At 71.1% G+C, this 17,070-nt stretch carries 13 protein-coding genes; 3 read left to right on the top strand and 10 right to left on the bottom strand.

Translation table 11 applies throughout. From position 1 onward, the window contains the following. Nucleotides 1-11: 11 nt before the first annotated feature. Nucleotides 12-3,932, bottom strand: coding sequence for an ATP-dependent RNA helicase HrpA (hrpA, locus tag A4U64_RS12670; RefSeq protein WP_065922624.1), 3,921 nt, complete (start codon nucleotides 3,930-3,932; stop codon nucleotides 12-14). A gap of 68 nt (nucleotides 3,933-4,000) precedes the next feature. Here hrpA and A4U64_RS12665 point away from each other — a divergent pair, with 68 nt between their 5' ends. Next, nucleotides 4,001-5,263 carry an aminotransferase family protein gene (locus A4U64_RS12665; RefSeq protein ID WP_006935041.1) on the top strand — a complete coding sequence of 421 codons (1,263 nt, stop codon included), beginning with the start codon at nucleotides 4,001-4,003 and terminating at the stop codon, nucleotides 5,261-5,263. 49 nt (nucleotides 5,264-5,312) lie between these two features. On the opposite strand, the gene A4U64_RS12660 is transcribed toward A4U64_RS12665, so the two are convergent. From A4U64_RS12660 to A4U64_RS12645, 4 genes are all read right to left on the bottom strand, one after another. Continuing rightward, a complete protein-coding gene (locus A4U64_RS12660; RefSeq protein ID WP_006935037.1) occupies nucleotides 5,313-5,576 on the bottom strand; it encodes a hypothetical protein in 264 nt (87 codons plus the stop codon). 111 nt (nucleotides 5,577-5,687) lie between these two features. Beyond that, nucleotides 5,688-6,785, bottom strand: a complete 1,098-nt coding sequence (locus A4U64_RS12655; protein WP_230304461.1) for an MBL fold metallo-hydrolase — start codon at nucleotides 6,783-6,785, stop codon at nucleotides 5,688-5,690. A gap of 52 nt (nucleotides 6,786-6,837) precedes the next feature. Beyond that, nucleotides 6,838-7,425 (bottom strand): cysteine dioxygenase family protein, encoded by a 588-nt coding sequence (locus A4U64_RS12650; RefSeq protein ID WP_006935034.1) that lies wholly within the window; start codon nucleotides 7,423-7,425, stop codon nucleotides 6,838-6,840. Nucleotides 7,426-7,536: 111 nt separating this feature from the next. Continuing rightward, entirely contained in the window at nucleotides 7,537-8,586 is a 1,050-nt protein-coding gene (locus A4U64_RS12645) for an alpha/beta fold hydrolase (protein WP_065922622.1), read from the bottom strand. Between the two features lie 140 nt (nucleotides 8,587-8,726). On the opposite strand from A4U64_RS12645, the gene A4U64_RS12640 reads away from it, so the two are divergent. Continuing rightward, complete coding sequence (locus A4U64_RS12640) at nucleotides 8,727-9,383, top strand: hypothetical protein (protein WP_029543381.1); 657 nt, start codon at nucleotides 8,727-8,729, stop codon at nucleotides 9,381-9,383. A 95-nt stretch (nucleotides 9,384-9,478) separates the two neighbouring features. Then, complete coding sequence (locus A4U64_RS12635) at nucleotides 9,479-9,856, top strand: VOC family protein (RefSeq protein WP_006935029.1); 378 nt, start codon at nucleotides 9,479-9,481, stop codon at nucleotides 9,854-9,856. 35 nt (nucleotides 9,857-9,891) lie between these two features. On the opposite strand, the gene A4U64_RS12630 is transcribed toward A4U64_RS12635, so the two are convergent. The 5 genes from A4U64_RS12630 to A4U64_RS12610 form a co-directional block, all read right to left on the bottom strand. Next, on the bottom strand, nucleotides 9,892-10,644 hold the full coding sequence (locus A4U64_RS12630) for a LysR substrate-binding domain-containing protein (protein WP_050035129.1): 753 nt from the start codon (nucleotides 10,642-10,644) through the stop codon (nucleotides 9,892-9,894). 4 nt (nucleotides 10,645-10,648) lie between these two features. Beyond that, nucleotides 10,649-12,091 carry an amidohydrolase gene (locus A4U64_RS12625; protein WP_065922621.1) on the bottom strand — a complete coding sequence of 481 codons (1,443 nt, stop codon included), beginning with the start codon at nucleotides 12,089-12,091 and terminating at the stop codon, nucleotides 10,649-10,651. 3 nt (nucleotides 12,092-12,094) lie between these two features. Next, nucleotides 12,095-14,599 (bottom strand): DEAD/DEAH box helicase, encoded by a 2,505-nt coding sequence (locus tag A4U64_RS12620; protein WP_029543384.1) that lies wholly within the window; start codon nucleotides 14,597-14,599, stop codon nucleotides 12,095-12,097. 185 nt (nucleotides 14,600-14,784) lie between these two features. Next, on the bottom strand, nucleotides 14,785-15,822 hold the full coding sequence (locus tag A4U64_RS12615) for an alpha/beta fold hydrolase (protein WP_006935025.1): 1,038 nt from the start codon (nucleotides 15,820-15,822) through the stop codon (nucleotides 14,785-14,787). A gap of 182 nt (nucleotides 15,823-16,004) precedes the next feature. Beyond that, the gene (locus A4U64_RS12610; RefSeq protein WP_006935021.1) at nucleotides 16,005-16,961 is read right to left on the bottom strand and encodes a proteasome assembly chaperone family protein; all 957 of its coding nucleotides are present in this window, start codon (nucleotides 16,959-16,961) and stop codon (nucleotides 16,005-16,007) included. Nucleotides 16,962-17,070: the final 109 nt, after the last annotated feature.

Below are 17,070 nucleotides of genomic sequence, written 5' to 3'. Positions count from 1 at the left end.
TCGTCGCCGGATCAGCGAATCGCCGCGACGGCCTTGAGGATTCGCGTCTCCGAGATCGGCCCGCGGGTGCCGAGGTGCTGCGCGAACAGGCTGACCCGCAACTCCTCGATCATCCACGAGACCTCCACCACGTCGGCAGCCGTGGCCCGCTCCTCCGGCAGCCGGGCGAGCAGTCGGTCGTACTCGGCGTAGACCCGGTCCAGCACGTCCATGCCCTGCCGGTCGCGAAGCGCGCTCGCCGGCAGCGATTCGAGCCGGTGTGCCGCCGCCGCCAGGTAGCGGGGCAGGTCGGCCAGCCGGGCACTGCCGAGTTCGGCGACGAAACCCCGGAACAGCAGCGAGGTCAGCTGTTCACGCACGTCCTCGGCGGCCTCGCCGCGCACCCGTTCGAGCAGCACCTCCACCTCGTGTGCCCTGGCCAGGGCGGGGACGACGAGCTTCAGCAGCGCCGCCACCCGGCCCGGCAGCTGGGCCCGCACCACCTTCGCCAGCGCGGTGAACTCGTCCGGTGTGCGCACCGGCTTGCCGTGCCGGGCGATCAGCTCGTCCACGGCGCACGCCCGGCAGTCCTCGAGCAGATCCTCGAACGAGCCGTCCGGATTGCGGCCGAGCGCCAGCCGTTCGCCGTTGCTCAGGCCCGACGTCGCGGCGCGCGCCTGCATCGGGACCGCCTCGAGCAGCAGGGCCCGCAGCCCGGTGCGCATCGCGGCCTGCTGCGCGTGCGGGGTGCTGAGCACCCGCACGGCCACGCCACCATCCTCGGCGACCAGCGTCGGATATCCGGTCACCTGCTGGCCGGCGACGGTGCGTGTGACCGTGGGCTCGAGGGTGCCGAGCGTCTCGGCTGTCCATACCAGTGCCGGCGCGCGCTCGGTGCTCGACGCCGCCCGGGAGACCTCGGCCTCGACACGGTTCGCCAGCTGCCTGCGCAGCGCGGTCAGGCTCTTGCTGCGCGCGAGTACGGCGCCGCGTTCGTCGACGGCCGCGAACGTCATCCGCAGGTGGTCCGGCAGGGCGGTCGGGTCGAAGTCGCTCGGCTCGATCCGCGCCGCGCCGAGCCGCGACAGCTCCCGCGCCATCGCGTTGACGAGCGGCTCGGAGCGCGGCTGCACGGACGCGAGGGCTGCCGCAGCGAAGTCCGGTGCCGGAACGACTTGGCGGCGAAGATGCTTGGGAAGCGTCTTGATCAGGGCGGTGACCAGCTCGACCCGCATACCGGGTACCGACCAGTCGAAGCCGACCGGCCGGACCCCGGCCAGCAGCGCGACGGGAATGCGGACGGTGACGCCGTCCTCCTCGGTGCCGGGCTCGAACTGGTAGGTGAGGGGGAACTGCAGATCGCCCTGCCGCCACGCGTCGGGGTAGTCGCCGCCGAGGACGGTGGGCGCCTCCTGGTTGACCACCGTTTCCGGGGTGAAGGTCAACAGGTCGGGATTCTTCTGCCGCTCCTTCTTCCACCACGCGTCGAAGTGCCGCGCCGAGACGACCTCCGGTCCGACGCGCTGGTCGTAGAACTCGAACAGGGTCTCGTCGTCGACGAGGATGTCGCGCCTGCGGGCCCGGTGCTCGAGCGCCTCCACGTCCTTGAGCAACTCACGGTTGGCGTGGAAGAACCTGTGGCGCGTCCGCCATTCGCCCTGGACGAGGGCATGCCGGATGAACAGCTCGCGTGAGGCCTCGCGGTCGATCGGGCCGTACTGCACGGGCCGTTGCGCGACCAGGGGAATGCCGTAGAGTGTGACCCGCTCGTAGGCCATGGCGGCCTCGCGCCTGGTGGACCAGTGCGGTTCGGAGTAGGTGCGCTTGACCAGGTGCGGGGCGAGCTTCTCGGCCCATTCGGGTTCGATCCGCGCGGTGACCCGAGCCCACAGCCGCGACGTCTCGACCAGCTCGGCGGCCATCACCCAGCGCGGCGGCTTCCTGGACAGCGACGAGCCGGGGAAGATCGCGAACCGGGTCCCGCGCGCGCCGAGGAAGTCCCGCTTCTCGCCCTCACGCACGCCGACGTGCGAGAGCAGCCCGGCCAGCAGCGACTGGTGGATCGCGTCGTGGCCGACGTCCTGATGCCGCGTCTCCCACCCGAGGTTGAGGGTGATCTGGCGCAGCTGGCCCTGCAGATCCTGCCATTCCCGGATCCGCAGCCAGTGCAGGAACTCGTCGCGGCACATCTTGCGGAACCGGCTGGACGACAGTTCCTTCCGCTGCTCCTTCAGGTAGTCCCACAGCTTCAGGTACGCAAGGAAGTCCGAGCCCTCGACGGCGAACCGGGCGTGCTTCTCGTCCGCCGCCTGCTGGAACTCGGCCGGCCGTTCGCGCACGTCCTGGATCGACAGCGCCGCAACGATGATCAGGACCTCGCGCAGGCACCCGTTGCGGTGACCCTCCACGATCATCCGCGCCATGCGCGGATCGACCGGCAACAGCGCGAGTTCGCGTCCGGTGCCGGTCAGTTTCGGTGGTTCGTCCTTCGACGGCGGTTCGAGCGCACCGAGTTCCTCGAGCAGCGCGATACCGTCGCGGACGGCCCGCGGGTCGGGGGCCTCGACGAATGGGAACGAGGCGAGGTCGCCGAGCCCGAGCGCCGTCATCTGCAGCACGACCGAGGCGAGGTTGGTGCGCAGGATCTCCGGTTCGGTGAACTCGGGGCGGGCCTCGAAGTCCTCCTCGGAGTACAGCCGGATACAGATGCCGTCGGCGACGCGGCCGCAGCGGCCGGACCGCTGCCGGGCGGAGGCCTGCGAGATCTCCTCGATGGGCAGTCGCTGGACCTTGGTGCGCACCGAGTAGCGGGAGATCCGCGCGGTGCCGGGGTCGACGACGTAGCGGATACCGGGCACGGTGAGCGAGGTTTCGGCGACGTTGGTGGACAGCACCACTCGCCGGCCGGTGTGTGGGGTGAACACCCGGTGCTGCTCGGCGGCGGACAGCCGCGCGTACAGCGGCAGGATCTCGGTGCCCCGTAGCTTGCGGTCGCGCAGCGCGTCGGCGGTGTCGCGGATCTCGCGTTCACCGGAGAGGAACACGAGGATGTCCCCGTCTCCCTCGGCGCAGAGTTCCTCGACCGCCTCACAGACGGCATCCACCGGGTCGCGGTCGACGAGCGCGTCGCCCACCTCGACCGTCAGGGGACGGTACCGGATCTCGACCGGATAGGTGCGGCCGGAGACCTCGACGATGGGCGCGGGCGTGCCGTCGGCCGCTGCGAAGTGGTTCGCGAACCGTTCCGGGTCGATGGTCGCCGAGGTGATGATCACCTTCAGGTCCGGCCGCCGGGGCAGCAGTTCCTTGAGGTAGCCGAGGATGAAGTCGATGTTGAGGCTGCGTTCGTGGGCCTCGTCGATGACGAGGGTGTCGTAACGGCGCAGCAGCCGATCGCGCTGGATCTCGGCGAGGAGGATGCCGTCGGTCATCAGCTTGATCAGCGTCGAGTCCGACACCCGGTCGGTGAACCGGACGGTGTAGCCGACGGTGTCGCCGAGTTCGGAGTCGAGTTCCTCGGCGATGCGCTCGGCGACCGCCCGGGCCGCGATGCGGCGCGGCTGCGTGTGCCCGATCAGGCCGCGGACGCCGCGGCCGAGTTCGAGGCAGATCTTCGGGATCTGCGTGGTCTTGCCGGAGCCGGTCTCGCCGGCGACGATCACCACCTGGTGGTCGCGGATCGCGGCGGCGATGTCGTCCCTGCGCTGCGAGACCGGGAGGTTGTCGGGGTAGGTGACCGTCGGCACGCCGGCCGCCCGCGCCGCGAGCCGCAACCGCGCCTGCTCGATCTCGTCGGCGATCTTCGCCAGCGCCTCGGGTCCGCGGGCGCGGTCGAGCCGCCGGCGGATGCGGTGCTCATCGCGCAGCGATACCTCGGTGAGGCCTGCCTTCAGGTCGCGACGGGTCGCCCCGGGCGGGGCGGGGGAGCGCGGGGTCTCGGGTGAGGTGGACATGCTGAATCAACAGCCTAGCGAAGCGCGGACCGTCGCCGCGCGGCACCCGCGGACCGTCGCCGCATAGGATGGCAATTTCATCGCCGTTCGTGGAACAGGAGCAGATCGTGGGCGCGTTGTGGCACGGGTTCGCAGACATGGGTGTCGTCGAGCGGGACGGTGCGTTCGTCGTCGCGCGCGGAGAGGGCGCCTACATCTGGGATTCCGCCGGCACCCGCTATCTCGACGCGACCGCCGGCCTGTGGTTCGCGAACGTCGGCCACGGCCGCTCCGAGATCGGTGACGCGGTGGCGGCGCAGCTGGCGAAGGTGGCGCACTACTCCAACTTCGGTGACCTCGCCGCGGAGCCGACCGTCGAGCTGGCCGAGCGGCTCGCGACGATCGCTCCCGTTCCCGGCAGCAAGATCTTCTTCACCTCGGGCGGTTCCGATTCGATCGACACCGCGGCCAAGCTGACGCGCCGCTACTGGCAGGAGATGGGCCGGCCGGAGAAGACCCTCGTCGTCAGTCGCGAGAAGGCTTACCACGGCATGCACGTCGGAGGCACGTCGCTCGCCGGGATCCCCGTCAACGCCGAGGGGTACGGGAACCTGTGGGACGACGCCGCGAAGGTGGCCTGGGACGACGCGAAGTCGTTGCTCGCCCTCATCGAGCGGGTCGGCGCGGACCGGATCGCGGCGTTCTTCTGTGAGCCGATCATCGGCGCGGGTGGGGTGTACCTGCCGCCGGAGGGCTATCTCGCCGAGGTCCGCGACATCTGCCGCGAGCACGACGTGCTCTTCGTGGTCGACGAGGTGGTCACCGGCTTCGGCCGCATCGGCGGGTCGTGGTTCGCCTCTGGCCGGTTCGGACTCGAACCCGACCTGATCACCACGGCGAAGGGCCTCACCTCGGGGTACGTGCCGATGGGCGCGGTGTTCGTGGCGCCGAAGGTGGCCGAGCCGTTCTTTGCCGGCGGGGTGTGGTGGCGGCACGGCTACACCTACGGCGGGCACGCCGGTGCCGCCGCGGCTGCCCTGGCGAACCTGGACATCATCGAGCGCGAGAACCTGCTCGACGAGTCGGCGCGGTTGGAGCGGACCCTGCACGAGAAGCTGTCCCCGCTGGCCGAGCACCCGCGCGTCGCGGAGGTCCGCAGTGGTCTCGGCGCCGTCGCCGCAGTGCAGCTCGCCGACCCGGGTGAGGCGCTGGAGTTCGTGAAGGCGCTTCGGCGGCACGGGGTTTCGAGCCGGGCGGCGGGACAGGGTGCGCTGCAGATCTCGCCGTCGTTCGTGATGACGGACGAGCAGGTGCAGGGCCTCGTGGACGGGTTCTCCTCGGCCCTGGGTTGATCGACGATCGAGCGGCGCCGACCGTTCGGCACCGGCACCGCGGGTCGCGTCAGCGGCGGGGGCGGAGCCGTTGCAGCACAGTGCAGATCCGCTCGCGCAGTCCCGTGGGCACGTCGTCCAGCGGTACCGCGCCCTGCGTGTCGTGCGCGGCGGCGACGCGGGCGTAGCGGTCGTGGAGCACCGTGCGTACCTCGTCGGGCGTGTGGGCGCGTCGTCTGCGCTCGTCGCGCGCGACGACTGCGCCCGTCGCCGCGACGCCGACCACACCGGCGAGTCCGACGAGCTTCCACCACTGCCTGCCCTTCAATGCCATGGGCGCGAGCCTAGACGGTAGGGATTGGGCTGGGGCCGCGCTCACCTGGGACCGATGCTCGCCACCGTCGATCGGCGCGATCGCCCGGACGCTCCGGCCGAACAGTGTGCCTCAGGGCCTGTCCGGTACTCCGTTGCGTCCCTGCGCGGCCGTATCCGGCTGCGGGCTTGTCCGGAATTCGAATCGGCTGCCGACGGCATTGGGGTGGAAGGCGTCCGGGAGGGCGGTGAACAGCGCGTGCTGCGCCTTCCACGACGTGCAGTGGGCGGGCACGACCACGGCCGGATCCGCTGCGGCGAGGGCGGTCACCGTCCGGGGGACGATCGGGCCGTCGCGGAGATGGAACCCGCCGAGGACGGCATGGAGCCGGCCGACCCCGGTGAGCCGCTCGGCGTGCTCGAGGATGTTGATCAGCCCGGCGTGCCCGCATCCGGTGAGCACGACGAGTCCCCGGTCGCGTAGGTGCAGGACGACGGCCTGGTCGTCGTGGATGAGCGGGTCGGGCCGCCAGCGGCCGTGCCGGTGGGCTTGATGGCCCGGCATGCCGGTCTCGTACTCGGTGGTCCGGGCGATCCGGCCGGTCACCAGGAGCATTCCGTCCAGCAGGAAGGAGGGGCGCCGGTTCTCGACGACGACGAATCCCGCGCCCTCGATCGCCGCGCGGCTCGGCGTCGGTAACTCGAAGGCGCCGTCGGGACCGACGATGCGCCGCCTCGTCCAGAAGTCGGGGTGCACGAGGATCGGCAGGTGCCGGGAACCGAGCCGGCGGGCGAGGCCCTGCAGACCCATGACGTGGTCGAAGTGGCCGTGGCTGAACACGATCGCCTCGATGCCGTCCGGGGAGATCGCCAGCCGATCGAGATTCGCCATCAGACCGTCCGGCGTGGCCCCCGCGTCGTAGAGCACGCGGTGCGTGGTTTCGCCGACCCGGACCTCGATCAGTACGGAGAACCCGTGCTCCGCTCGGAGGAGGTCGACAGTCCGGAATCCGACCGCCAGATCGCTGGGGACGATCGGGAGCGGACCTGCCGATCCGGCCGGCCCCCAGCGGCGGACGGGCCCCACGTCGGGCAGCAGCACGTCGGAGGAGTTGTCCACCAGCGTCGTCACATCGACCGCGTCGACCGGCCGGAGCTCCACCCGTACCGGGTCCCGCTCCGGCAGCTGTCCGGCGGATCGTCGATCGCGGGTCTCCGCTCCCGTCCTCACGCCCTCCTCCTTCCGGTGGATACGGTGAAACAGCCTTCGGCCGGCCGGGCCGTCAGTGCTCGGGGCCGAGGTCGGTGAAATCGGGACGGAAGGGCGCCTCGCTGCCCGTCCGCAGATCGAACGTGCTGCGGTTCTGCGTGAGAATGTCCGTGCCGTAGACGTGGATCGAGATCGCATCGGTCCCGTCGAGTGCCTCCACCGAGTGGATCGTTCCGTCGGGAACGACGGTCACCGTGCCCCGCGGGTTCACGAAGGTGTCGGCAACCTGGAGCCGGGCCCTGCCCGGCACACTCCCGTCGTCGAGCCGGCGATACCACGTCTCCCGTTCCCGGCCCCGATACACGCCGACCACGGCCCACGCGCCGTGATTGTGCGCCGGAGTGCTCACTCCGGCCTTGAACACCGCCACCAGGATCGACAGGTGCCCGTCCGAGGCCCGGTAGAGGGGGTACAGCACCCAGTCCCGCGTCTCGGGACGCTCCTGGTACTGCGGGTCCAGCCAGTCGCTGTCGTCGGCGACTGCTGCGGCCAGAACCGCACGGACCGCCTCCGGTCCGTCGCGCAGTGCGGACGCCTGTCGGAGGCGGGGGATCAGATCGTGGATCGACTGCCGGTGGCCGACTTCGGTGTGCCTGTTCATGATGCACCTCCTGCAACCGCTCTCGAAGAGAACGGTATGCGCACAACAGTGATGAATGCATCGGTACCAGTACGGACGTCGCGCGCCGTCCCGGTGGTGCCGGGCGCCGGCTCACAGACCGAATTCGACCGCCCGCCGCACCAGCTCCACCCTCGAGTTGATGCCGAGCTTCGCGTAGATGTTGGCGAGGTGGGTCTCCACGGTTCGCTCGCTGATGAACAGGCGCCGGCCGATCTCGGGGGAGCTGAGTCCGGCGACCGCCAGCGCGCCCACCTCCCGTTCGCGGGTGCTCAGGGCCTCCGGCCCCCAGGCCGGGCGGTCCCGGCGGCCCCGCCGTACCCCCGTCAGGAAGGCCTCGATCTCGATCAGCACCGCGTCCATGTCGCCGATCCAGGGCCAGTGATCGATCCCGGGCAGTTCGACGAGTGTCGCGCCCGGAACGCGCGCCGCGACGTAGCGGGAATGCTCGACCGACAGCCACGGATCGTCGACGTGGTGGAGCAGGAGCGTCGGCACCCGAATCTCGTGCAGCCTCGGACGAAGATCGGTCGCGGCGCAGAGCCGGAACAGGTCCCGTGCCTGCGCCGGGCCCGCCGCCCCCCGGGCGTGACGCGCGAACCAGGATCGATACCGCTCGTCCCCGGCCAGGGTCGGATTCATCGACGCGATGCCGGAGCCCGTCGCCCACCCCTCGTCGATGCCGGCCAGGACCGACGAGAAGAACTCCTCGCTCCACCCCGCCGCATACCCGTCGTCCTCCAGGAGCCGGGCATGGGCGTCCCACAGGATCATCGAACGTGTGCGGCCGGGGTACTTCAACGCGAACGAGGTGCAGATCCCGGCGCCGACGGCGACCCCGAACAGGGTCGCCCGCCGGGACGCGGCGGCGTCCATCACGGCGCGGATGTCCTCGACGCAGGCGTCCATGGACACCTCCTCCCGCGGCACGTCCGACAGGCCGGTGCCCCGCTTGTCGAACCAGATCAACCGGGCGAACGACGCCAGGCCGCGCAGGAAACGCGCGAAGAACCGCTCCTCCCAGGCGAGGTCGAGGTGCGAGACGAATCCCGGAACGAAGACGAGGTCGGGTCCCGCCTTGCCCAGCACCTGGTACGCGATGCTGACATCCCCGCTGGCGGCGTACCGGACCTCGTGGTCCATCCCTGCACCGTAGCGCCGTCTGCCGCGCTGTCAACCTCGGGTGAGGCGCAGCGAGGCGGGGCAGCGACGGCGGGCCGGCCACCACCTCCCGTGCTCGGCGGCCGGATCCCGTTACCTCCCCGCGTGAGAGGCTGTCGGTCATGCAGCAGCGGAGCTCAGCGCAGTCCCGGATCACCCTCGACGAGGCGGTGGAACTGACCCGCACCGGCGACCTCTGGATCTTCCGCGGCAGCAGCCACGCCGACCGGGCGATCCAGACGCTGACCAACGCCCCCGTCAACCACGTCGGCATGGCGGTGGTCCTCGCTGATCTGCCACCGCTGATGTGGCATGCCGAGCTGGGCAGGAGCCTGCCGGACATGTGGACCGGCCGGCACCACCGCGGTGTGCAGCTGCACGACCTGCGCGAGGCGGTGCAGGTGTGGAGTGCCCGGTACGGGCAGCGCGGCTGGCTGCGCCAGCTCGGCGTCGAGGTGACGCCGGAGCAGGAGGATCAGCTGCTGCGCACCGTCGCCCGGCTGGACGGCACGCCGTTCCCCTCGACGGGCCGGCTGGCGGGGCGCTGGTTCGCGGGCCGGCTGCCGTGGCGGAAACGCACGTCGGATGCGGGTCTCGAGCGCGCGTACTGCGCCGAGGTGGTGGGCGCGACCCTGGAGGCGATGGGGCTGCTCGAGCAACGCGGGCGCGGCAGCAACTGGTACGACCCCGGACGGTTCTGGAGCGGGGACCGGTTGCCGGCCGCGCCCGGGGTCGCATGGGGGCGCGAGATCGAGGTCGTGCCTCCCGAAAACGGGTGAGGGGCTGGTGCGCTCGGTCGCCCCGCCGGAGGCCCACGCCGCCGGATAGGCCCGTTTGCCGGGCCCGCGCGACGACTTCGCGGGATCATGAGCCCATGTCGCGTCCCGCCATCGCACTGCAGGTCTACGTCCTCGACACGCCGGACCCGTCCGGGCTGGCCTCGTTCTACGCCGTGCTGCTCGGCTGGGACATCGACGACGCCGCCACCGACGACGACTGGGTCCAGTTGCGCGCCCCGGCCGGCGGGGGCCTGGCGTTCCAGCTGGCCCCCGAGTTCACCCCGTCGACGTGGCCGGACGACCGGGTCGGGCTGCAGGCACACCTGGACCTCGAGGTCGACGACCTCGACGCCGCGGAGGAGTGGGTGCTGCGGCACGGCGCAACCCGCGTCGTCGGGCCCAACCCCAGCCCGACCTTCCGCACCTACCGGGATCCGAGCGGCCACCTCTTCTGCCTGGTGCGGTCCGCGTGAGCGGTCCGTGTTCCGGCCCGGGGCCTCGCGGGCGGCTACCGGCGCCGGCGCGCCCGTCCGGCGCTCTTCGGCCGGCCCGCGTTTCCGCGGCGGGTCTTCGGCTTCTTGTCGCCGACCACCTTCTTCGGCTGCGATCCCTGCCGCTCCCCGCGCCGTTTCTGTTTCGGCTGGGACTCGTCCTGCCGGCCGCGGGAGCTGTTGGCGGTGCGGCCGCGCACGATCCCGACGAACTCCTCGACCAGATCGGTGGTCCGCTCCGAAAGCCACACCAGGCCCACCTGCGACTGCGGGGCATCGGTCACCGGCCGGTACGTCAGATCCTTGCGGTGGTACAGCCGGGCCAGCGACTGCGGCACGACCAGCACCCCCACCTCGGAGGCGACGTACGATACGGCCGTCTCCGTCGTGGCCGGGCGCTCGAACGCCGCCTCTCCCGGCAGACGCGCCCAGTCCAGCACGTCGTCGCGCGGATGCAGCACCGTTTCCTCCGCGAGATCGGCGACGCTCAGTTCGTCGACGGCCGCGACGGCATGCTCCTCGGGTACCACCACCACCGATACCTCGGTGTAGAGATTGATCACCGACAGCCCCTCGCGCGGCAGCGGCAGCCGCAGCACCGCCGCGTCGACCGTGCCGTCGCGCACCGCGGCCTCGCCGTCGGCGGCGTCCACGGGCACCAGCTCGAGGGGGACGTCGGGTATCCGCTCCGCCCACACCCGCACCCATTTCGCGGGGGTGACCCCGGGGACGTAGGCCAGCCGGAACACCGGGGCGGACTCTTCGCTCACCCGCTCAGGCTAGCGGCCCGTGCGTCCAGCGTCCGCCGAGCATCGTGCCCCACACCGGCATCGCGGCCAGCTCCGCACCGGAGCGGGGCAGCGTATCCGCGTCGAGCACCACCAGGTCGGCGACGTCGCCGACGGCGACGCGGGCACGACCACCGGTGGACGCGGCCAGCGCCACCTGCAGGTCCAGTTCGTGCTCGCGGTGCCAGACCCGGCCGTCGGGCAGCGTGCGGTCGATCGCGGCGGCCAGCGTCCGCCACGGATCCAGGGGCGCGACCGGCGCGTCGGAGCCCAGTACCAGCCGCGCCCCGGCGGCGTGCAGCGTCCCGTACGGGAAGGCGCGGTGCGTGCGGCCGGGCCAGTACCGTTCGGCCAGGTCCACGTCGTCGTACACGTGCGCCGGCTGGATGCTCGCCGTGACACCCGACCGGGCGAACCGCGGGAAGTCGCGCTCGGCCACGAACTGGGCGTGCTCGACGCTGCCGCGCGCCCCGGTGGCGGCGAACGCGTCGAGCACGTGCTCGCAGGCGTGGTCACCGATCGCGTGGATCGCGCTCTCGACCCCGTGTTCGTGGGCGTGGCGCATCAGCGGCTCGAGCCGTTCCGGCGGCACCGACAACACCCCGTGCCCGCCGTCGGGATACGGGTCGTGACAGTAGGCGGTGCGGGTGCCGAGCGATCCGTCGACGATCACCTTCAGCGGACCCACCGTCGCCAGCCCCGCGGTGCCGGGTACCACGTCGCCGGTGCGCATGCCCGCCGCGATCGCCGCGTCCAGCCACCGGGGCCAGATCCCGCACCGCACACGCAGGTGCCGCGTCCCGGCGCCGATGCGGCGCCTCCACGCGGCGAGAGTGTCCGCGATCTCGAAGTCGACGACGCCCACCACGCCGCGGGCGGCGGCCGCCCGGGCCGCGGAGTCCACGAGGCGATCGCGCACCTCGGGGTCGACGCGCTGGATCTCGTTCATCAGCGGCATGAACTCGGTTTCCCGCAGCAGCCCCGCGGGATGTGGATACAGCGAGAAACGCTGTAGCGCAGCAGTATTGAACCAGGCGCTGTGCAGGTCCGCGCTGAACGCGACGACCGGCCGGGCGGGGGCGATCGCATCGAGCGCCGCAGCGGTGGGCGTGTCCGGCCACAGCCCGTCGCGGAAACCGTGCGCGACCACGACGGGGGCGGGGTCACCGGCCAGGCGGGCGGCCACCAGCGCGACCGCGTGCGCGGCCGACGTCGCGCCCGACAGGTCGAGCGCGGCCTGCGCGAGGGTCCACTGGTCGAAGTGCACGTGCGCGTCCCACAGGCCCGGCAGCACCAGTCGCCCGCCGGCGTCGACGACCTCGGTGCTGCCCGCGATGTCACCGCCGATGCGGTCGCCGGTGATCGGCAGGTCGACCGGGCCGGCACCGGGCGCCGTGCGGGCGCCACGCAGGACGAGGGACGGCGGCACCGCTCAGCCCTCGACGATCTCGAACTCGTCGAACACCACCTCGCCGGCCGCGTCGGACTCGGCGAGGTTCACCTCGCCGAGCAGCGCCCAGCCGTGGTCCCCGGCGGGGTCGGCCAGGGTCTGCCGGACCCGCCACAGATCCTTCTCCTCGACCACGGTGAACAGCTGCGGGCCCCGCGCGTCGGGGCCGGTGCCGATCTCGTCGTACTCCTCGAAGTACAACTCGAGCAGGTCGGCCCAGTCCTGGGCCTCGAGCCCGTCGCCCAGCTCGGCGAGCTCGTTCCACCGTCGCCGCGACGCCAGTTCCACCCGCTTGAACATCGCATTGCGCACCATCACCTTGAACGCCCGCGTGTTCGCCGAGATCGGTTTGGGCACATCCGCGCCGAATGCCACCTGCTGATCGTCGGATTCGACGCCGGGGTTGGTGAGCGACTCCCACTCGTCGAGCAGGCTCGAATCGACCTGGCGGATCAGCTCGCCCAGCCACTCGGTGAGGTCTTCGAGTTCCTCGGTGCGGGCCGCGTCCGGAACCGTCTGGCGCAGCGCCCGGTAGGCGTCCGCGAGGTAGCGCAGCACCAGTCCCTCCGAACGGGTCAGGCCGTAGTGACCGACCAGTTCGGCGAACGTCATGGCCTTCTCGACCATGTCCCGCACCACCGACTTGGGGGACAGCGGGAACTCCGAGACCCACGGATGCCCGGCGCGGTACGTCTCGAACGCCGGCTCGAGGAGTTCCGCCAGCGGCTTCGGCCAGGTGATCTCCTCGAGCAGCTCCATGCGCTCCTCGTACTCGATGCCGTCGGCCTTCATCTGCTGCACGGCCTCACCGCGCGCGGCGTGCTGCTGCGCCATGAGGATCTGCCGCGGATCGTCGAGCGTGGACTCGATCACCGACACCACGTCCAGCGCATAGGTGGGGGAGTCGATGTCGAGCAGCTCGATCGCGGCGAGCGCGAACGGCGACAGCGGCTGGTTCAGCGCGAAGTCGCGCTGCAGGTCCACGGTCAGCCGCGCCGTCCGGCCGAACTCGTCGGGCTCGTCGAGCTGCTGCACCACCCCGGCCTGCACCAGCCCCCGGTACAGCGAGATCGCCTTGAGGATGTGCCGGCGCTGGGCGGGGCGCGCTTCGTGGTTGTCCTCGAGCAGATGGCGCATCGCCTCGAAACAACTGCCGGGGCGGGCGATCACGTTCAGCAGCATCGAATTGCTCACGGAGAAGCGCGAAGTGAGCGGCTCGGGGGAGGCGGCGACGAGCTTGTCGAACGTGCCCTCGCCCCACGAGACGAATCCCTCGGGCGGCTTCTTGCGCTGCACCTTGCGGCGCTTCTTCGGGTCGTCACCGGCCTTGGCGAGGGCCCGCACGTTCTCGATCTCGTGCTCGGGCGCCTGCACCACGACGGTGCCCATCGTGTCGAATCCGGCACGGCCGGCGCGGCCGGCGATCTGATGGAACTCGCGGGCCTTGAGCTGCCGGGTCCGGGTGCCGTCGAACTTCGTCAGGCCGGTCAGCAGCACCGTCCGGATGGGCACGTTGATGCCCACCCCGAGGGTGTCGGTCCCGCAGATGACCTTCAGCAGCCCGTCCTGGGCCAGCCGCTCGACGAGCCGCCGGTACTTCGGCAGCATCCCGGCGTGGTGCACGCCGATGCCGTGCCGCACCAGCCGCGACAGCGTCTTGCCGAAGCCGGTGGAGAACCGGAACGCGCCGATCGCCTCGGCGATCGCGTCCTTCTCCTCGCGCGAGCACATGCTCACGCTGGTCAGGGCCTGCGCCCGCTCCAGGGCGGCGGCCTGGGTGAAGTGCACGACGTAGACGGGGGCCTGGTGCGTGGTGACCAGTTCCTCGATCTCTTCGCCGATCGGCTTCTGGGAGTAGGTGAACGACAGCGGCACCGGCCGCTCGGAGCCGGACACCTCGGTGGTGGTGCGGCCGGTGCGCCGGGTCAGGTCCTTCTTCAGGAAGGTGACGTCGCCGAGGGTCGCCGACATCAACAGGAACTGCGCGCGGGGCAGTTCCACGAGGGGCACCTGCCAGGCCCACCCGCGGTCCGGCTCCGAGTAGAAGTGGAACTCGTCCATCACCACCTGGCCGATGTCCGAGCCGGCGCCCTCCCGCAGCGCCAGATTGGCGACGATCTCGGCGGTGGCGCAGATGATCGGGGCACCGGGGTTCACCGAGGCGTCGCCGGTCATCATCCCGACCCGATCGGCGCCGAACACCTCGCACAACGCGAAGAACTTCTCGCTGACCAGCGCCTTGATCGGGGCCGTGTAGAAGGTGCGCGTACCGGTGGCCAGGGCGAAGAAGTGCGCGCCGAGCGCCACCATCGACTTGCCCGACCCGGTGGGCGTCGCGAGGATCACGTTCGACCCGGAGACCAGCTCCAGCAGCGCCTCCTCCTGCGCCGGATACAGCGAGAGGCCGCGCCCGGTCGTGAAGGTGGTGAAGGCGTCGAACAGCGAGTCCTCGTCGACGATGTCGGGGGTCAGATCCGGAAGCAGCACCGCTCCAGGCTAGTTGTTGCCGCCGTGACCGCGCCGACGCGCCGTGTGCGGCAGGCCGGCGCGCGGCGGCCGACGGGTCCTGCCGCCCGGGCCGGTCTCGACGGCTGCACCTGCCGGAGCGGGCCGACGGCGACGTGCGACGGCGTTCGAGGACTCGGCGCGGGACGTCGTGGGCGGCGGGTCGCTCAGGTGGCGCTGCGTTCGTCGGCGCCCATCGCACCGAGCACGGCCCTGCGGGTGGCCGGACCGCCCGTGATCTGGTTCTCGCTGACGCCGTTGATCAGCAACTCGCGCCAGCGTTGCTCGTCGAACACGAGGGGTGCGGTCGAGTCGAGGAACTCCTCGACGACCCGCAGGAACCGGATGGGGTCGTCCCGGAACGGGAAATGGCCGGCGCCGCGGAAGACGTCGAGCCGGGAGTTGGGCATCGCCGAATGCGCCAGGTAACCGTGACTGACCGGGATCACGCTGTCGTGATCTCCCCAGATCAGCTGCACGGGCAGGTTCTCGGTCAGGTAACAGCGGTCGAGCATCGTCACCACCTGGCCGCGCCAGTCCACGACGGCCCGCAGCGTGCGCAGGAACGCCTCGTACGCGGTGGGATCGGGCAATCCGCTCAGGACCCGGATCAGATCCGAGGTGTCGTGCAGGAAGGGGCCGGGCCGCAGCGGCGTGTCGTGCAACTGTCCGAGCAGGCCGCCGGCGATGCGTACCGCGGGCAGGGCGCCGGGCAGCCGCAGCAGCTTGAGGACCTCGCTCAGGCCGGGCATGGACAGCAGGCGCAGCGCCGGGTGGACGTCCTTGGTGACGCCGCCGGCCGAGACCAGGATGAGCCGGTCGACCATCTGCGGGAACTGGTACGCGAACTGCATCGCGACGCCGCCGCCGAGGGAGTGCCCGACCACGGTGACGTGCTCGATGTCCAGGACCGAGAGCAGGTCGCGGACGCCGTTGGCGTACGCGGCGACCGAGTAGTCGGCGCGCGGCTTGTCGGAGCGGCCGTGGCCGAGCAGGTCCGGCGCGATGACCGTGTACTTGCGGGCCAGGTGCGGGATGACCTCCTGCCAGGTCGAGGAGTTGTCGCCGATCCCGTGGATCAGCAGCAGCGCGGGGCCCTCGCCGGCGAGCCGGAAGGCGCGACGGTAGCCGTGGATGGTGCGGAAGACCATCCGCGTCTCCGCGTCCGGCACCGGCCGGAGCGTGCGTGTGCGCGGTGTACCCATGTGCGTCTCCTGACCGCCGGTTCCTCGTCTACCTGTGGTGTCCGAGGCGCCGGACCGTCTCCGGCCCGACCCTTCAGCTCAACTCGTCGAACTGAGCGTACTGACTGTATGTGACCTGCACAACGCGAAGTGTAACGAGAGAGTAATGATCCGGGGTCGGACAGGCGGCGATTCGAACCCGGTCAGGCGGAGGGGTCCGCGTCGCCGGGCTGTCCGTTCCCGCCGCGATCCTCGTATTCGGCGAGGAAACGCTCGAACTCGGCACCGATCTCCTCGCCGGTCGGCAGGTTCTCGTCCGTCGGCAGCTGGGCGGCCTGCTGCTCCTGGGCCGCCACATAGCTGTCGTACTGCCGCTCGAGTCCGCGGACCACCGCCTGCACCTCCTCGTTCTGGGCGATGTGCTCGTCGATCTGCTCACGCACCCGTGCGGCGGCCTCGCCGAGCGCGGCCAGCGGCAACCCGAGGCCCCCGGCTTCGGCGACGTTCTCGAGCAAGGTCTCGGCAGCGCCCGGGTACTCGGTCTGCGCCAGGTAGTGGGGCACGTGGACCGAGAACCCCACCGACTCGTGCCCGTGCTGCGCCATCCGCAGCTCGAGCAGCGACGACACCCCCGCCGGCACCTGCAGCTCGCCCGTCCAGCGGTGGTGGTCGGCGATCAGGTCCTTGTTCGTCGAGTGCGCCGTCACGCCCAGCGGACGGGTGTGGGGGATCGCCATCGGGATCGCGCTGATCCCGATCGTGCGCCGGACCCCGAACTGCTCGGCGAGCAGGCGCACCGCCGTGATGAACCGCTCCCATTTCAGGTCCGGTTCCGCGCCGGCCAGTAACAGGAAGGGGGTTCCGGCCGTGTCGATCAGGGCGTACAGGTTGAGTTCGGGGGCGGCGTAGTCGGAGAAGTGATCCGCCTTGAACGTCATGGTCGGCCGCCGGGACCGGTAGTCGATCAGCTCGTCCACGGCGAACGACGCCACGAGTTCGCTTTCGAGGCTCTCGCGCAGGTGCGTGGTGGCGAGCCGCACCGCATGCCCGGCGTCGGCGAACCCCTCGAGACCGTGCACCAGCACGGGACCCTCGCCGTCGGCAGACGTCAGCTGCGGAGCGGGGAACTCGAGCTCGTACATGCGGGACTGGTCGTCCATGCGAACATCCTCCGTTCGATCCGGGGCGCCGTGATACCGCCGGGTCACCGGCGTGGCATGGTGGAGTTCGAGTCTAGTTGAACTGGTGATCAGCTTCCGCCGGGGCACG

Source organism: Rhodococcus sp. WB1 (genome assembly GCF_001700945.1).
Lineage (GTDB): Bacteria > Actinomycetota > Actinomycetes > Mycobacteriales > Mycobacteriaceae > Rhodococcus > Rhodococcus aetherivorans.
This window is presented reverse-complemented; position numbering and strand designations above follow the sequence as displayed.